15 protein-coding genes are annotated in these 16,532 nt (G+C 65.2%); 10 read left to right on the top strand and 5 right to left on the bottom strand.

Features of this window, described 5'->3' with window-relative positions; genetic code table 11:
* Positions 1-97: 97 nt before the first annotated feature.
* From FFS37_RS15005 to FFS37_RS14965, 9 genes are all read left to right on the top strand, one after another.
* Positions 98-1,264 (top strand): NAD(P)/FAD-dependent oxidoreductase, encoded by a 1,167-nt coding sequence (locus FFS37_RS15005; protein ID WP_137931723.1) that lies wholly within the window; start codon positions 98-100, stop codon positions 1,262-1,264.
* Positions 1,264-3,117 carry a branched-chain amino acid ABC transporter ATP-binding protein/permease gene (locus FFS37_RS15000; RefSeq protein ID WP_137931722.1) on the top strand — a complete coding sequence of 618 codons (1,854 nt, stop codon included), beginning with the start codon at positions 1,264-1,266 and terminating at the stop codon, positions 3,115-3,117. Before FFS37_RS15005 ends, FFS37_RS15000 begins: the two co-directional genes overlap by 1 nt.
* A 40-nt stretch (positions 3,118-3,157) precedes the next feature.
* Positions 3,158-4,324, top strand: a complete 1,167-nt coding sequence (locus FFS37_RS14995) for an ABC transporter substrate-binding protein (RefSeq protein WP_137931721.1) — start codon at positions 3,158-3,160, stop codon at positions 4,322-4,324.
* 4 nt (positions 4,325-4,328) lie between these two features.
* Positions 4,329-5,033 (top strand): ABC transporter ATP-binding protein, encoded by a 705-nt coding sequence (locus tag FFS37_RS14990; protein ID WP_137931720.1) that lies wholly within the window; start codon positions 4,329-4,331, stop codon positions 5,031-5,033.
* A 5-nt stretch (positions 5,034-5,038) separates the two neighbouring features.
* On the top strand, positions 5,039-5,920 hold the full coding sequence (locus FFS37_RS14985; RefSeq protein WP_137931719.1) for a branched-chain amino acid ABC transporter permease: 882 nt from the start codon (positions 5,039-5,041) through the stop codon (positions 5,918-5,920).
* A 15-nt stretch (positions 5,921-5,935) separates the two neighbouring features.
* The gene (locus FFS37_RS14980) at positions 5,936-6,565 is read left to right on the top strand and encodes an FMN-binding negative transcriptional regulator (protein ID WP_137931718.1); all 630 of its coding nucleotides are present in this window, start codon (positions 5,936-5,938) and stop codon (positions 6,563-6,565) included.
* 290 nt (positions 6,566-6,855) lie between these two features.
* Positions 6,856-7,875, top strand: a complete 1,020-nt coding sequence (locus tag FFS37_RS14975; protein ID WP_137931717.1) for an isopenicillin N synthase family dioxygenase — start codon at positions 6,856-6,858, stop codon at positions 7,873-7,875.
* A gap of 293 nt (positions 7,876-8,168) precedes the next feature.
* A complete protein-coding gene (locus FFS37_RS14970; RefSeq protein ID WP_137931716.1) occupies positions 8,169-8,858 on the top strand; it encodes an SDR family NAD(P)-dependent oxidoreductase in 690 nt (229 codons plus the stop codon).
* 329 nt (positions 8,859-9,187) lie between these two features.
* Positions 9,188-9,502: a hypothetical protein gene (locus FFS37_RS14965; protein WP_232375669.1), complete on the top strand. Its 315-nt coding sequence runs from the start codon at positions 9,188-9,190 to the stop codon at positions 9,500-9,502.
* Positions 9,503-9,583: 81 nt separating this feature from the next.
* Here the strand turns inward: FFS37_RS14965 and FFS37_RS14960 are convergent, their stop codons facing one another.
* The 3 genes from FFS37_RS14960 to FFS37_RS14950 all read right to left on the bottom strand — a co-directional run bounded on the left by FFS37_RS14960 (position 9,584) and on the right by FFS37_RS14950 (position 13,295).
* Positions 9,584-10,702, bottom strand: coding sequence for a DmpA family aminopeptidase (locus FFS37_RS14960; RefSeq protein ID WP_137931715.1), 1,119 nt, complete (start codon positions 10,700-10,702; stop codon positions 9,584-9,586).
* A gap of 4 nt (positions 10,703-10,706) precedes the next feature.
* Complete coding sequence (gene xseA, locus FFS37_RS14955; protein WP_137931714.1) at positions 10,707-12,272, bottom strand: exodeoxyribonuclease VII large subunit; 1,566 nt, start codon at positions 12,270-12,272, stop codon at positions 10,707-10,709.
* Positions 12,273-12,338: 66 nt separating this feature from the next.
* Positions 12,339-13,295, bottom strand: a complete 957-nt coding sequence (locus FFS37_RS14950) for a LysR substrate-binding domain-containing protein (protein ID WP_137931713.1) — start codon at positions 13,293-13,295, stop codon at positions 12,339-12,341.
* A gap of 179 nt (positions 13,296-13,474) precedes the next feature.
* Here FFS37_RS14950 and FFS37_RS14945 point away from each other — a divergent pair, with 179 nt between their 5' ends.
* Positions 13,475-13,765 carry a DUF1127 domain-containing protein gene (locus FFS37_RS14945; RefSeq protein WP_137931712.1) on the top strand — a complete coding sequence of 97 codons (291 nt, stop codon included), beginning with the start codon at positions 13,475-13,477 and terminating at the stop codon, positions 13,763-13,765.
* A gap of 218 nt (positions 13,766-13,983) precedes the next feature.
* On the opposite strand, the gene FFS37_RS14940 is transcribed toward FFS37_RS14945, so the two are convergent.
* Together FFS37_RS14940 and FFS37_RS14935 are read right to left on the bottom strand one after the other, a co-directional pair.
* On the bottom strand, positions 13,984-15,021 hold the full coding sequence (locus FFS37_RS14940; RefSeq protein WP_137931711.1) for a DUF937 domain-containing protein: 1,038 nt from the start codon (positions 15,019-15,021) through the stop codon (positions 13,984-13,986).
* A gap of 102 nt (positions 15,022-15,123) precedes the next feature.
* Positions 15,124-16,497 (bottom strand): glutamate--cysteine ligase, encoded by a 1,374-nt coding sequence (locus FFS37_RS14935; protein ID WP_137931710.1) that lies wholly within the window; start codon positions 16,495-16,497, stop codon positions 15,124-15,126.
* Between the last annotated feature and the right edge of the window lie 35 nt (positions 16,498-16,532).

Raw genomic sequence — 16,532 nt, 5'->3', positions numbered from 1 at the left:
GGATTTTAATTCGGGTCAACAATGAAGAGATGTTGACATAGTTGGAAGAGTAGCCTTAGCTTGTCGGAAAGCAGCCAAGAGACTGTGGGGAACAATCATGGGAAACGGAAACGACGTCATCGTCGTTGGTGCTGGAATCGTTGGATCGAGCACCGCCTACCATCTGGCCAAGGCCGGTGTGGACGTCACGCTGGTCGAGCAGACCCATCCTGCTGGCGGCCCTTCCGGGAAATCGTCGGCGCTGCTGCATGCCTTCTATCTGATGCCGGAGCTTTCGCAGCTTTCCATCCGCGGCCGTGAAATCCTGGTGTCGCTGCCCGAGATCGCGGGCGAAGGGTCGTTCGTCACCGAAATCGGCATGATGTGGGTCTGCGGCAAGGACAACGAGGCGAGCTGGAAGGCTGCCGCTCAACGCATCCGCGGCGAGGGGGCTCGCATCGAGACCTTGTCGCCGCAGGCCTTCGCCGAAGCCGCGCCGGATTTCGCGCTGGACGATGTGGCGCTGGCGTTGTGGGAGCCCGAATATGGCTATGCCGACGCCTTCGGCGCCACCAACGCCATCGCCAGGACCGCGCGCGCTCATGGCGCTAAGATCCTGCAGAACACGCTTGTGGAGGGTCTTCAGAGGAAAGGAGACCGCATTACGGGTGTGACCTTCGCCGACGGGACGGTGTTGGAAGCCGACACCGTCGTGCTGGCCGCCGGGCCGTGGACACGCCGCCTGCTGGCGACGGTCGGGCTCGACCTGCCGCTGCACGTCGAGCGCCATCCAATGGCCGTGCTCGATGCGGCCGGGCAGGCGCGAAAAGTCATGCCTTTTGCCTGGTGCGACGACATTTCCTGCAATTACGCCCGGCCCGATAATGACGGCGTCATTCTCGCCGGCACCTGGGCCGGCGGCGGCACCGGCCTGCGCCACGAACATGCCGGCCGCCCGCGCTTCGTCGAGAACCCCGACACCTACATGGAAGGCGTCGAGGAGGCTGAATCGGTCGATATCCTCGAAACCTTCGCCACCCGCGTACCGGCCATGGCTGAACTCGGTATCCGGCCGGGCTATGCCGGGCTCTATGACATGAGCCCGGACGATCTGCCGGTCATCGGCGCCATGCCCGGCGTGGGCGGCCTCGTGGTGTCGGCCGGTTCCTCAGGTCACGGCTTCAAGACCGGGCCGGCGGTCGGGGAGGCAATCGCGAAGCTCGTCACCGAGGGCGCGCAGCCGATCCTGGCGCCGTTTTCGCCCGACCGTTTCAGGGCAGCGTAATGGTGGCCGCGGCAAGGACCGAGAGCAAGCCGCGCGGCTTCATGCCGGCGGCGTTCCGCAACGCCACCGCCGACGCCCTGTGCATGGTGGCCGTGCTGCTGCTGGTGGCGCTTGCCGCCTTCTTCTTCGGCGGCGTCGCCATGCAGCGTGTGGTCACCTACGCCGCGATCATGCTGACGGCGGTGCTTGGCCTGCAGATATTCTCGGGCAACAGCGGCATCGTGTCGTTCGGCCAGGCCGCCTTTGTTGGCCTCGGCGCCTACGCCACCGGCATCCTAACCATGCCCGCCGCCTTGCAGCGGACGGCGCTGCGCGACCTGCCGCAGTTCCTTGCCGGGCACGAACTCTCCTTTTTCGCCGCGCTTGCGCTTGTGCTCGCGCTGGCCGTCTTCATCGGGTTGCTGACCGGCACGCCCCTGATGAGACTTACTGGGTCGAGCGCTTCCATCGCGACGCTCGCCATGCTGATCATCGTCTACACGCTGCTGGTCGCGGGCCGCGAGATCACGCGCGGCAGCCAGCCTTTCTACGGCGTGCCGCGCGAGGTCGGGCTGTGGACGGCGGCGGCGGTTGCCTCCGTCGCGCTGATAGCGGCGAGGCTGTTTCGCGAAACCTCTTTCGGGCTTGCCAGCCGCGCCGCGGCCAATGACGAGCGCGGTGCGGCCGCCGTTGGCGTCGACCAGCGCATCGCGCGGCTCGTCGCCTGGGTGGTGGGCGTCATCGCGGCCATGGCCGCCGGCGCCATGATGGCCCAGTTCCTCGGCGCCTTCTCACCGCGCGATTTCTATTTCGACCTCGGCTTCACGATGCTTGCCATGCTGATCGTCGGCGGCATGACGTCCTCGCTCGGCGCCTTTGCCGGCGTCATCGTCACCATCGTGGTGATCGAGGTCGTGCGGCGCTTCGAGGGCGGTGGCGAAATGCTCGGCCTGCACCTGCCTGTCCTGTTCGGCCTGACCCAGGGCGTTCTCGCCATCGCCATGATCCTCGTCATCTGGCGCCGGCCGACCGGCCTTTTCGGCGAGCGGGAGCTCAATCTTCTGCGCAGGTCCGGCCGGACGCCGGAGATGGCTTCGGCCCCGCCGCGACAGGTCGGTGCGGACCGCCTGGTGGCCGACCATCTGTCGCGCCGCTATGCCGGCGTGGTCGCGGTGGACGACGTCAGCCTGAGTTTCGAGACCGATAGCATTACCGGCATCATCGGTCCCAACGGGGCCGGCAAGACGACCTTGCTCAACATGCTGGCCGGCGATGTCCAGCCGAGTGCGGGGACGGTTTCGGTCGGCGGCGTACAGAGGCAGGCTTCCGCATTCCGCTTTGCCCGGTCCGGCATCGCCCGCACCTTCCAGAACATTCGCGTCTTCCCGAGCATGACCGTGCTGGAGAATGTCGTCGTCGCGGCAAGGCAGGTCGAGCCGGATCTCGCGCACGCCGAGGCGGCCGCGATGCGCGAACTGTTCCGCATGGGCCTGGACAAGTTTGCGGATCAGCCGGCGGCGCGGCTCGCCTACGGCCAGCGCCGGCGTCTGGAAGTGGCGCGTGCGCTTGCACTGAAGCCGCGCTTCCTGCTGCTCGATGAGCCGGCGGCCGGCATGAACGCCGTCGAAACCGCCGAACTGGTGTCTATCCTCTCGGCGGTGCGTGCGGAGCGCCGCATCGGCGTGGTGCTGATTGAGCACGACATGCGGTTGGTGATGAATCTGTGTGAGCGCATCGTCGTCATCGATCATGGCCGCGTCATCGCCGACGGCACGCCGGCCGATGTCCAGAACAACCCCGCCGTCATCGCCGCCTATCTCGGCAGCCGCACGGCGCGCGCCAAGGCCGCAAGCCCTGAAAACCAGCCCGCCTAGACCGCAACGAAAACGATAAAAATCCAGAAGGAGAACCGACATGCCAAGCCTCTATCGCCTCCATCGCGCCGCTCTTTACGCAGCGGCGTTCAGCATTGCCGCCGTTTCGATGGCCAGCGCCGAGGAAATCATCATCGGCGCGGCGACCGCGCAGACTGGCGTCCTCGCCCCCTACGACCAGCCGGCCCTCGCGGGCCTGCGCATGGCGCTCGACGAACTCAATGCCAAGGGCGGGCTCGCCGGCAAATACACCGTCAAGCTGATGATCAAGGACACGCGCTCCGATACCGCGCAGACCGCCACCGTCGCCCAGGAACTGATCGACGCCGGCGCCAAGATCATGATCACGCCTTGCGACGCCGATCCCTCGATTTCCGCCGGCCAGTTGACCCAGCCGCTCGGCATCCCGACCCTGACCCTGTGCGGCTCCGCGCCCGTGCTCACCGGCGCGGTCGGCGACGTCATGTTCGGCACCTATCCGGCCGACAATGTCCAGGCCACCGCGGTTGCCGACTTCGCCGTATCCGAGGGCAAGAAGAAGGTCTTCCTGCTGACCTCGCCGGACACCACCTACACCGCCAATCTGCCGGAATATTTCGGCAAGGTGTTCGAGAAGAAGGGCGGCGCGATTGTCGGGCGCGGCACCTTCACCATGGGCCAGCCGGACTTTTCCGCCGAGATCACCAACATCAAGGGCCTGGCCGACAAGCCCGACCTGATCATGACGGCGGCCTACGAGCCCGACTTCCCGGCCTTCATCCAGCAACTGCGCGGCGCCGGCGTCACCATTCCCGTCTATGGCGCCGATGCGATCGGCACGCCGACCATCAAGGCTTTGGGCAAGTTGGTCGACGGCGTTGTCTACACGGCCGCCGGCTATGCCGAACCGGGCAGCAAGCTCGAAGCCTTCAATGCCGCCTTCACGAAATATGCCGGCCATGCGCCGGAATCGACCTATGAGGTCAACGGCTACGAGATCGGCCTGATCCTCGACCAGGCGGTGAAGACCGCCGGCTCGGATGATCCGAAGGCTATCCGCGATGCCATTGCCAACCTCAAGGATTTCGAGGGCATCACCGGCAAGATCACCTATGCCGGCACCAACCGCATGCCGCTCAGGCCGGTGGCGTTGATGCGCTACGAGGGCGGCGAGGGCAAGCATGTCGAGACCCTGATCCCGGACGCATCAGACGTTCCGGCGCCGTGATGCCATGCTGAGCGTCGAAGCCCTCAAGATACGCTACGGCGAGGTCGAGGCGGTGCGCCGCGTCGATCTCACCGTGGACAGCGGCGAGATCATTGCGCTCGTCGGCGCCAATGGCGCCGGCAAGAGCTCGACGCTCGGCGCCATCGCCGGGCTGGTGCCGGCGGCTTCCGGGAAGGTGGTTTTCGATGGCGCCGCCATAACCGGCATGGCGCCCGAGGCCATCGCCCGCAAGGGCGTCGCGCTGGTCCCGGAAGGCCGGCGCATCTTTGCGAGCCTGACCGTGGCGGACAATCTGCGCCTTGGCGGCGCCGTGCATCAGTCCGCGGCCGAAGCGAAGCTGCGCGAGGAGGAGATGCTGGAACTGTTTCCGATCCTGCGCCGCTATCATCGCGTCAAGGGCGGCAACCTGTCGGGCGGCGAACAGCAGATGCTGGCGATCGCCCGCGCGCTGATGAGCAAGCCACGCATGATCCTGCTCGACGAGCCGTCGCTCGGCCTTGCTCCGCAACTGATCGATACCGTCTTCGACCTGATCGCCGAGCTGCGCCGCAAGGGCCTGACCATCCTGCTGGTCGAGCAGAATGTGGCGCTGGCGCTCGAAATCGCCGACCGCGCCGTCGTGCTCGCCAATGGCGAGGTGGTGCTGTCGGGCACCGCAAGGGAACTCGCCTCCTCGGACCTTGTCCGCCAGGCCTATCTGGGAGCTTGAGAAGCATGATCGCGCAGCAGATCATCAATGCGGTGAGCCTCGGCGGCGTCTATGCGCTGCTGGCGCTCGGGCTGGCGATCGTCTTTTCCATCGTCGGACTGATCAATTTCGCCCATGGCGAGCTGATGACCCTGTCGGGCTACGCGCTGCTGGCGGCATTGGTCTTCGGCCTGCCTTTCCCGCTGGCGGTGCTGGTCGCGGTTTCCTGCGGCGCGCTCGCCGCCGTGGCCATGGAGCGCATCGCTTTTCGCCCGATGCGCGGCGCCAGCGTCACCAGTTTGCTCCTGACCAGCTTTGCCGTGTCCAGTCTTTTGAAAGTCGTCTTCCAGAACGGCATCTCGGCGCGGCCGCAGGCTGTCGCCATGCCGGGCTGGATGACGGGCGCCTTCTCCTTCGGCGACTTCACCATCGGGGTCGGCCCCAGCATTTCCATCGTCGTCTCCGCGCTGGCGCTGATTGCGCTCGAAGTCTTCCTGCGCAGGTCGGTCACCGGCACGGCGATGCGGGCGGCGGCCGAGGATTTCAACGTCGTGCGCCTGATGGGGATTCCGGCCAGCCGGATCATCGCCACCGCCTTCCTGCTCTCGGGATTGCTCGCCGGCCTGGCGGCGATGCTGTGGGTGGCGCAGCGCGCCTCCGTCGATCCGCTGATGGGCTTCACACCGGTGTTGAAGGCCTTCATCGCCGCGGTTGTCGGCGGCCTCGGCAGCCTTCCGGGCGCTGTCGCCGGTGGCTTCCTGCTTGGCATCATAGAGGTTCTGCTGCAGGCGACCTTGCCGGCGGCGATCGCGCCTTACCGCGACGCGATCGTGCTGTCGGGCGTCATCGCGGTGCTGCTGCTGCGTCCGCAGGGTCTCATCCCGGCCGTTCGCGTCCAGCGAAGCTGATCGCCGGGATTCTCCATGTACAGCAAGCCGGAATTTGAACCGCTGTCGCGCGACGACGTGTTCGGCCTGATCGAGGCGGCGGCTTTCGCAACGGTGGTGACGGCGGGGCCTCAAGGGCTGGTCGTCTCACATCTGCCGTTCGTGCTCGATCGGGGCAAGGGAAGGAACGGAACGCTTGTATCGCATCTCGCCAGGGCCAATCCACACAGCGCGCTGATCGCGCAGGGGAGCGGGACGGTCGCTGTTTTCCAGGGGCCGCACGGCTACATCTCCTCCTCCTGGTATCCCCGCAATCCGGTGCGTGACAGCGCGCCGACCTGGAATTTCGCCGTCGTGCATTGTCACGGGCATCCCGTGCCGCTCGACGACCACGGCACGGCGCGACATCTGCTGCAATTGGTCGACGTCCTGGAAAAGGATCGCCCGGACCGCTGGCGCATGCGCGAACTCGGCCCCGGCGGCATGGAGCGGCGCATCCCCCACATCATCGGCTTCGATCTGCCGATCGAGCGCCTCGAGGCCAAGTTCAAGATGGGGCAGGACGAGCGCCTTTATGACACGTCCGGCGCGATCGATGCCTTGGAGGAGGGCGATCCGGCGCTCGCCGCGATGATGAAGGCGCACAACGCGCATCGCCAGGACTGAACGGAACGCCTGCAAGGACCGCAAATGATCTCCACGTGATGAAGCCGGCGCTGGCCGCTGGTCAACCCTATGGCCCGGCATGATGGTGCTTATCATCAGCCTTCCCGCGCGAATGGAAAAATTGTTCGTCGCGGCTGCGACGAAGGGCCGATCGTTCCTTTCCCGCCAAGCTGAAGTCGATGAGACTTGCGAGCATCCATGACGATCCCGTTCGTCGAAAGTGCCTGCATGGTCAATCGGCTGGGTTTCTTTCAAGCAACATCCGGAAAGACCCAGGAAAGGAGCTTGATATGCCCAGAATAGTGCCTGTGCTTGATCTCAGCCGTCTCGAGCAAGGCGCGTCGGAGCGCCGGACATTTCTGGCTGATCTGCGTTCCGCCTCGCGCGATATCGGTTTCTTCTATCTGGCCGGACACGGCATTTCCTGGGCGGAGATCAGCGAGGTGCTCACCGCCTCGCGCCGCTTCTTCGCCTTGCCGGAAGCCGACAAGCTCGCCATCGAGATGGTCAAGTCCTCGCAGTTCCGAGGTTATACGCGGGCCGGCGGTGAACTGACCAAGGGCAAGGAGGACTGGCGCGAGCAGCTCGATATCGGCGTCGAGCGTCAGCCCATAGCGCAAGGGCCAGGCATTCCGGCCTGGACAAGGCTTCAGGGGCCGAACCAGTGGCCGGCGGCTTTGCCCGATCTCAAATCGGTCCTCATCGCATGGCAGGAAAAGGTCACCGCCGTGGCGATCCGCCTGTTGAAGGCATTTGCCCAGTCACTCGACCAGCCGGAGGATGCGTTCGATCCGATCTATCGCAACGAGCCCAACCATCGCATGAAGATCGTGCGCTATCCCGGCCGGGACGCGACCGGCGGCGACCAAGGCGTCGGCGCGCATAAGGATGGCGGCTTCCTGACGCTGCTCCTCCAGGACGACAACAAGGGTCTGCAGGTCGATTATGACGGCAGTTGGGTCGATGTCGACCCCATTCCCGGCACGCTGGTCGTCAACATCGGCGAACTGCTCGAACTCGCCTCGAACGGCTATCTGCGCGCGACCGTGCATCGCGTGGTCACGCCGCCCGCCGGCGTGGAGCGCATTTCGGTGCCGTTCTTCTTCAGCGCCAGGCTCGATGCGACGATTCCGCTGCTTGGCCTGTCCGAGGAACTGGCCGCCCAGGCGCGCGGACCCGCCAGCGATCCTGATAATCCGCTGTTTCGCGAGGTCGGAGCCAACGTGCTCAAGAGCCGGCTGCGCTCGCATCCTGATGTCGCGCGGCGCCATTATGCGGATCTGCTGCGGGCGAACATCGGAGCGGGCTGAGCGTTTAGACAGGAAACGACAGGATTTTTGCACGTCTGCGGCGATCTTTGGAATGTCATTCGTCGTATCCGGACAGAAATCGGTCCAAAAGAGAAAAACCCGTTCGGTGTTTTCCTCCCATTTCGCCGGACGGTGTTCCCCTCTGAAGGTTATGACCTTCTTTTGGCCGGGCCGCTTTCGCGCCCGGCCATTTTTTCCGGGGTGCTTGCGCGTTGCCGCCACCGCGCCGATCCTGCAAGCTTCGGCTTGTGCGCCAGTCATTGGCGAGAACCAACGCAAAGAAGGAGGGTCTCATGACATCCAAGGTTGCCGTCATCGCCGGCGCGGGCTCGGGCTTGAGCGCGTCGCTGGCGCGTCTCCTCGCCGGCGAGGGCTTTCATGTGATCCTGGCCGCCCGCAACATTGAAAAGCTGAGCGACCTGCAGGCCCAGACCGGCGCACAGGCCCTGGCGACGGATGTCTCCGATCCCGCCTCGGTCGGGCGTCTGTTCGAGGTCGCCGACAAGGCTGGCCCGCTGTCGCTGGTGGTTTTCAACGCCAGCGGCCGCGCCCGGGGGCCGGTGGCCGAGCTCGATCCCGAGGCAGTACGGCAGGCTCTGCTGGTCGGCGCATATGGCGGTTTCCTGGTCGGCCAGCAAGCGGCCCGGCGGCTGTTGGCCACCGGCTCGGGGTCGATCTTCTTCACCGGTGCGACGGCAAGTGTGAAGGGGTTTGCGGGCTCGGCCGGCTTTGCCATGCCCAAATTCGGCCTGCGCGGATTGGCCCAGTCCATGGCGCGTGAGCTGGCGCCGAAGAACATTCACGTCGTGCATTTCATCATCGACGGGGCGATAGCCTCTGCCGTGGCCGGCGATCCGTCCGAGCCGTCGGATCGCCGCCTCTCCCCGGACGCGATCGCGCAGGCCTATCTCGGTATCCATCGCCAGCATCGCAGCGCCTGGACGTGGGAACTGGAGCTTTGGCCCTGGGTGGAAAATTTCTGATTTTGCGAACCTTCACACGGCCCTGTGGGCACCATGGCGAGGAGAGTCGACATTGCATGAGGATATCACTATATAGCGGCGGCCTCGATGATGGATGTCCGCGAAGGGCGACGTCACCAGGCAGCTGTCGTAACAGCCAGTGAGATGAAAACGGACTGAAAGCCGTAAGAAGCAAGGTGAAGCAGTCTCTCTTGGCGGGATAGGATTCCCGCAACGGTATCAGTCTCTTAGAATCAGAAAATGTTCTCCAATCCTCGATTTCCTTCGGCTCTGTGGACCTTGGACGGCGTCGGCTTGCGGGCCGGTGACGACTCGGCTGGAATGGGAACATGCATCCTTCGCGGGGTGCCGACGTTTATGATTACCAACCGGCTTTGCCGCCAGGGAACAAAAGTATGAGTGAACATGCGATCGAGTTCTTGCGCGGATGGATTGGCGAGAAGGTTCATTGCCAGTCACACGCACGGATCGAAAAGCAGGCCGAGACATTGGCCAGGGAATGCGCCGCCAAGGCAGCCGAAGTCGGCATCCCCCTGGAGGACATCCAGGAAGAGGTTGGCGACATCCAGGAATTGATTGCTTCGCGGCTCGAGGAAGCAGCCGAGGCCGATGAACAGCAAGCATCCGGTAACGCGGCGAAATAGCGCCAGGATCACCGCGGTCGGTTAAGAAAATGCGGGCTGTTCGGCCCGCTTTTTCGTTTCGTCCTTCGGACGACGTCGGCTTCAGCCGAATTTTTCTCCCAACCATGCTTTCGGCAGTGCTGGTACGAAATTGCCGTCGCGCCCGGTCATGTCTTCGTTGGCAATCAGGGCATTTAGGATCGATTCCTCGACGGTCTGGATCACCGCGTCGAAAAACGGATCGATGTCGGTGTCGGGAATGAAATCGGCATTGGCCATCCGGCCCGGCGCCGCCAGCGCGGCGGCTGGATTGGCGGTGGAGAAGGCGAGAAAAATATCACCCGAGCTGTGGTAGCCGAAGCCGCCGGTCATGGCGATGCCGAGCGGCACGCGACGGGCCAGCCGCTTCATCTGGTGCGGCAGGAACGGCGCGTCGGTGGCGATCACGGCGATGATCGAGCCCTTTTCGGCGCGCGGCGTCCCCTCGCGGATCGCCGGTTCGACGAGTTCCTGTCCGGCGCGCAGGCCGCGAAGGGTGAAATTGCGTCGCTTGCCGAAATTCGACTGCACGAAAGCACCGACCGTGTAGTTGTGCCCTTGCCATGCGACGATGCGCGAGGCCGTGCCGGAGCCGGCCTTGAAGCCGAAAGTGATCATGCCCGTGCCGCCGCCCACGCTGCCTTCCTCGATCGCGCCGCCGGCCGCGGCATCGAGAGCTTCCGCAACGTGCGCAGAGGTCAGATGATGGCCGTTGATGTCGTTGAGGAAGCCGTCATAGGTCTCGGCCGCCACCGGCAGGCCCCAGGCGCTGTCGACGGCGGATGGCAGCACCTTGCTCATCCAGCGCAGCGTGCCGTCACGCGAGACGCCGCAGGAATGCGTATTGGTGATCGTGATCGGGAAGTTGAAGGCGCCGGTTTCCTCGATGATATGGGTGCCGGTGAGCTCGCCATTGCCGTTCTGGCTGAAAACACCGGCAAAGACCGGTGTGGCCAGTTCGGCCAGTGGCCTGGGCAGGATCGCCGTGACTCCGGTGCGAACCGGCCCCTTGCCGACGACAAGCGGGCCGTCGCCTGATATCAGCGTCGCATAGCCGACCGCGACGCCGGCCACGTCCGTGATGGCGTTGAACGGTCCCGGCGTGCCGTCGAAGCCGATGCCGAAACGTCGTGCGCGGGGCTTGCCGGATGGCGTTGTCAGATGGTGCGGATTGTCGGTCATGATATCAGAACAGCGATCCCTGATTGCCGGGTTCCCTGGGTTTGGCGGCCGGCCTGGCCGCCGGCTTTTGCCGTGCCGCACCGCTGGTCGCAACGGCATCTGCCGTGCCGTCGGCGAACTCCAGCGAAAGCGCCATCCCCGACGCCACGTCGGCCGCCTGCTTGATGACGGCGCCATCGGCGTCCTTCACCAGGGCGAAGCCGCGCGCCAGCACGGCCTTGTGCGAAAGCGTGGTCAGTAGGCGTTCGGCCTGGCTCAACTGGCCGCGCAGGCGGTCTAGCCGAAGCGAGACGGCCCGGTCCTGTCGCCTTGCGAGCGCCGCCAGCGTGTCCGCCTGCACCTTCTGGCGGCGCACGATCGGTGCCGGCGAGAGCCGCGCGGCGGCACGCGAAAAGCGTGAGCGCCGTTCGCGCACGATGGCGAAGAACGCGGCCTGGGCACGGGCGAGGTCGCGGCCGGTCAGCGTGCGTGCCTCGTTGATGCGGCGCGACAGGGTCGCCGGCGTCAGCCTCTGGCCCCGAAGGCGCGCCCTTTTTCGGTCGACGCTCACCGACAGGCCACGGCCCAGCCGGCTGGTCGCCTCGTCGAGGCGCCGGCGCGGCAGCGCCAGCAACTGGTCGGGCGAGGGCAGCGCACGCGCGGCCGCGCGGGCCGCCTGCCGCTTGCGTTCGAAATTGCGCAGCACGGCGGCCTTGAGCCGCGCGCCGAGGCTGGCCAGCGTTGCCTCGAGGTCGGCCTTCACCGGCACGGCGAATTCGGCCGCTCCCGTCGGCGTCGGCGCTCGCACATCGGCGACGAGATCGATCAGCGTCCAGTCGGTTTCGTGGCCAACGGCCGAGATCACCGGGATGCCGGAGGCGGCGACGGCGCGCGCCAGCGCCTCGTCGTTGAAGCCCCAGAGATCCTCCAGGCTGCCGCCGCCGCGCGCCACGATCAGCAGATCAGGGCGCGCGATCGGGCCGTCCCAGGTCAGCGCGTTGAAGCCGCTGACGGCATTGGTCACCTCCGCGCCCGCCGTCTCGCCCTGCACTCGAACCGGCCAGACCAGCACGTGCAGCGGAAAGCGGTCCTTGATGCGATGGATGATGTCGCGGATGACCGACCCGGTCGGCGAGGTGACGACGCCGATGATGCGCGGCATGTAGGGCAGCCGGCGTTTGCGGCCCGCATCGAAAAGCCCTTCGGCCTGCAGCCGGCGCTTGCGCTCCTCCAGCAGCGCCATCAGCGCGCCGGCGCCCGCCGGCTCCAGATTGTCGATGACGATCTGATAATTGGACTTGCCGGGATAGGTGGTGAGCTTGCCGGTGGCGATCACCTCCATCCCTTCCTCGGGGCGGAATTTCAGCCGGCTCATCGTGCCTTTCCACACCACGGCGTCGAGCCGGGCGCGATCGTCCTTCAGCGCGAAATAGGCGTGGCCCGAGGAGTGCGGCCCGCGATAGCCTGAAATTTCGCCGCGCACCCGCACATTGCCGAAGACATCCTCGACCGTGCGCTTCAGCGCGCCTGATATCTCGCTCACCGTATATTCGGTGGCGTTGGTGCGTGATTCGGATGCTGCTTCGCTCATCTGCCGATTGGGGGCCGGTTGGCGCTTCGCGTCAAGGCGCTCTGTCGGCTCGGCCCCGGATCCGGCCTACCAGCCCGGCAGAATCTGGTTCGGCCTTGTCCGCTTCATCTTGGCGAAGGCGAGGGCCGCGAAGTCGAACGTTCCTGTCTCCTCGCCCAGCGGCACCGAGATGTTGTCTAGGCTTTCCGAAATGTGGCGGGCAAGCGCGTCGACGATCTCGGGTCGAGAGGTCTGGCCGCGCATGATGCCGATGCGGCAGTCGGGCAGCGCTCCAAAGCCGTCGGCTTCGCCGAGCACGCGCATGCCGGGTCTCAGCGCGCATTCCGGAAGCACGGAGATCGCCAGGCCCGAAAGCACCGCGGCGGTGATCACGGTTGCCGAGAAACTGGTGAACAGGATGCGATAGTCGCGGTTCTGCTGGTCCAGCACATCGACGGCGGCGCGCCGCCAGATGCAGTTCGGCCGGCCAAAGGCCATCGGCAGGATTTCCTGCTCATGCGTGGCATGGTTGGCGGAGGTGACCCACAGCAGCGGTTCGCGCCGCACGACCTCGGACTGGCCGCGCACGTCATTGTGCGTCACCAGCGCCAGGTCGAGATTGCCGCGTTTGATATGATCGACCAGCCCCGGCGTCGGTTCGCAGATGACGGTCAGTTCGACGCGCGGGTTGGAGCGCGTGAAACGCGCCATGATTTCGGGCAGGAAACGGTCTGCATAGTCATCCGGCGTGCCGATGCGGATCGTGCCTTCGAGCCGCTGGTCGTCGAAGGCCGCCAGCGTCTCGCGGTTGAGATAGAGCAGCCGTCTTGCGTAGGAGAGCAGCTTGTCGCCTTCCTCGGTCAGCCTGTTGGTGCGCCCTTCCTTTTCGAAAAGCGGCTTGCCGATCCGCTCCTCCAGCCGCCGCATCTGCATCGACACCGCCGACTGGGTGCGCAGCACTTCTTCCGCCGCCCGGGTGAAGCTGCCGGTGTCGGCGATCGAGACGAATGTCTGCAACTGATCGAGATCGAGCGGCGCTTTCATCGGTCCAACCTATCATTGATGTTGATGCTAAAGATTAGAAACATTCGTTGGATTAATCAATCGAGCAATGGCAAATTGGCATCGTCCACATGAAGGCATGTGAATCGAAGCCGGAACGGTCGCTGTCGCCAGCGCCGATCGCCTGGTTTTGTCCGTTCGACTCCGAAGGAGAAATTGCCATGACCACGATCGAATTCGCCTCCGAGACCCCGCGCATCACTTCGCGTCCGGCCGTTGCGAAGCGCGTGGCCAACACCGCCGTCAATTTCTACCGCGCCTGGAAAAATCGCCGCGCCTTCTACCGCCTGGGCGAGATGTCGGATGCCGAGCTCGCCGATATCGGCCTGACCCGCGCCGACCTCCACGTTGCCATCGATGTGCCGTTCGGCCGCGACCCGACGGCGATCCTGCGTGAGATCACGAGCGATCGCGTCGAAACGATCGAGGACTTCGCCCGCAAGGTCGCCTGATCGGCTGAGTGTCGGTCTCGCTGAACCTTTTCCCGGTTCAGCCCGACCAAGGTTCATGCAGGCTCCCCACTCCCTGCCGGTTCCCCGCCGGCCAGCCTGCACACTGCCCGGTCCCCCTCCAGGACCGGGCTTTTCTTTTGCTTCGCTTCGTCATCCTGGGGTCTGCGCCGCGTCGCTTCGCTCCTTGCTTCGCCCCAGGATGACGAAGCGAGGGTTTCCTACCGCCGGTCCATATCCCGCTTGAACTGATCGAAGATGCTTTCGACGCCCTTCTGGTAGTCGTCTCGCTGCTGGGCGCCAGTCTCGAACATCTTGCCGAACAGATCGTCGAACGGGTTGCGCGGCCTGCCGCTCGGATTGGTCTGCGGTTGTGGCGGCTGACGCTGCTGCGGTGTCTGGGGCTGCGGTGCCGGCTGTGCGCCAGGCAGGCCGAACCCGCCGCCACCCTGCCGCAGCATGTCCTCGAAAATCTTTCCCAGCGGATTGTCGCCGTAGGGGCTCTGTGTCTGCTGCGGCTGTGCACGGCCTTGCTGCTGCTGTTGCGCGCCACCGCCGAACATATCCTGCAGCACCTTGCCCAGCGGATTGTCGCCATAGGGATTGGGAGCCTGCTGCGGCTGGCTTTGCGGCTGCGGCGTCCCGCCGCCGAACATGTCCTGCAGGACCTTGCCCAGTGGATTGTCCATCGGGTTTTGCGGCGGCGGTGCCTGGCGCTGTTGCGGCGCCGGCGCCTGCATGCCTCCGCCTTGGCGCATCATCTGCTCGATGATCTCGCCCAGCGGATTGCTGCCGCCCCCGAGACCGCCGGCGGCCTGCATCTGGCCCCCGGTAAACTGGCTTGTTGTCTGCTTGAACAATCCGCCCATCACCATCGAGGCGATGGCGGGCAGCATCTGTTGCAGGACCTGCTGGCTCAAACCCGTCGCCTGCGCCGCCTGGCTGGCCACGGCCCGCGAAATATCCTTCGACCCGAACAGATGCCCCAGAATGCCGTTGCCCTCGTCGAGGCCCTGCGGCGAGAAGGCTCTGGTGGCGTCCTCGAAATACTTGGCGTGCTGGCCGCTCGCCATCGCCGTCATGAAGGCGCCGAGCCCGTAGGGATCGGCGGTGTTGCGCTGCAGCCCCTGCGAAAAGGCCGGCAGCAACGCGGCGACCGCTGCTTGCGTCTGCTGCATGGAAAGTCCGTATTGTTGGGCAAGCGCCTGCATGCCATTGCCGTTCTGGGCCTGGGTCAGCATGTCGAACAGTGTGGGCATCGGCTTCTCCTCCGGAAGTATCCTCTTCGGAGAAACCTAGTTCCTTTCAATCGCCGATTGAAGCGGCTTTCTCTTGCGAGCGGCCGCGACGATCCGGATCGCTCAATAGGCGTATTCCATGAACACCGGCTCGATCGAGCCGCCCCAGCGTGTGTGATAGGCCGAAAGCATCTCCTCGGCGCTGGTGGTGCCGCGCGCCACGACCTCGTCCAGCGTGTTGAGGAACGAGGTTTCATCATAGCCGTCGCGGTTCTTCCTGCCGCGGTTCTTCAGCCCCATGCGCGAAATGGCCATAACATCGCGCGCGATCTCGCGCAGCGTGGTGTTGCGGAAGGGCGCGGATATGCCGAGCTCAGGCACGGCATTGCGCATCGCCAGCACTTCCCCATAGGTCCAGCTCGAAGTCAGCGCCTCGGCCGCGTCGAGCGCGGCTTCGTCGTAGAGCAGGCCGACCCAGAACGCCGGCAGCGCGCAGATGCGCCGCCAGGGGCCGCCATCGGCGCCGCGCATTTCGAGGAAGCGCTTCAGGCGCACATCCGGGAACAGGGTCGACAGATGGTTCGCCCAGTCGCCCATCGTCGGCAAACCGTCCGGCACTTCGTTGCGCGCCGCACCGGCCATGAACTGGCGGAAGGTATGGTGCGTCATGTCGTGATAGTGGCCGTCGCGAATGACGAAATACATCGGCACGTCGAGCGCCCATTCGACATAGTCGGCAAAGCCGAAGTCGGGCGAGAAGCAGAATTCGAGCAGGCCGGAACGCTGGTTGTCGGTGTCGCGCCAGATGTCGCCGCGCCAGCTTTGCAAGCCATTCGGCCGCGCGTCGGTGAAGGGCGAGTTGGCGAATAGCGCCGTCGACAGCGGCTGCAGCTTCAGCGACACCTGCATCTTGCGGCGCATGTCGGCCTCGCTCTCGAAGTCGAGGTTCACCTGGATCGTGCAGGTGCGGTACATCATGTCGAGGCCCTTGGTGCCGACCTTGGGCATGTAGCGCGTCATGATTTCATAGCGCGACTTCGGCATTTTCGGCGTTTCCGCCAGCGACCATTTCGGGCTGCCGCCAAGGCCAAGGAAGCGGATGCCCATCGGTTCGGCGATCTCGCGCACCTGCGCCAGATGCGCATTGCCCTCGCGGCAGGTCTGGTGGATCGTCTCCAGCGGCGCGCCGGAAAGCTCGAACTGGCCACCGGGCTCCAGCGAGATCGCGCCCTGGCCGGTCGGCTCGACGAGGCCGATGATGCGGCCGTCATCGACGATCGGATCCCAGCCGAGTTTGTGCTGCATGCCTTCGAGGATGGCGCGGATGCCGCGTTCGCCGCCATAGGGCACCGGCTCGTTGCCGTCGACATAGAAGGGGAATTTTTCGTGCTCGGTGCCGATGCGCCACTTGTCGCGCGGCTTGTTGCCCTCGGCCAGATGGGAGACGAGTTCTTCGAAGTCCTCGATCGGCCGGAAATCGGTGGTATCGCGCGCCATGGCTGTGCCCTCAGAGACGGTCGAGCGACCGCCGG

Origin of the sequence: Mesorhizobium comanense (genome assembly GCF_005503535.1) — a bacterium.
Classification (GTDB): domain Bacteria; phylum Pseudomonadota; class Alphaproteobacteria; order Rhizobiales; family Rhizobiaceae; genus Mesorhizobium; species Mesorhizobium comanense.
The sequence above is the reverse complement of the archived record's forward strand: the minus strand, read 5'-3'. Positions and strand labels throughout refer to the sequence as shown.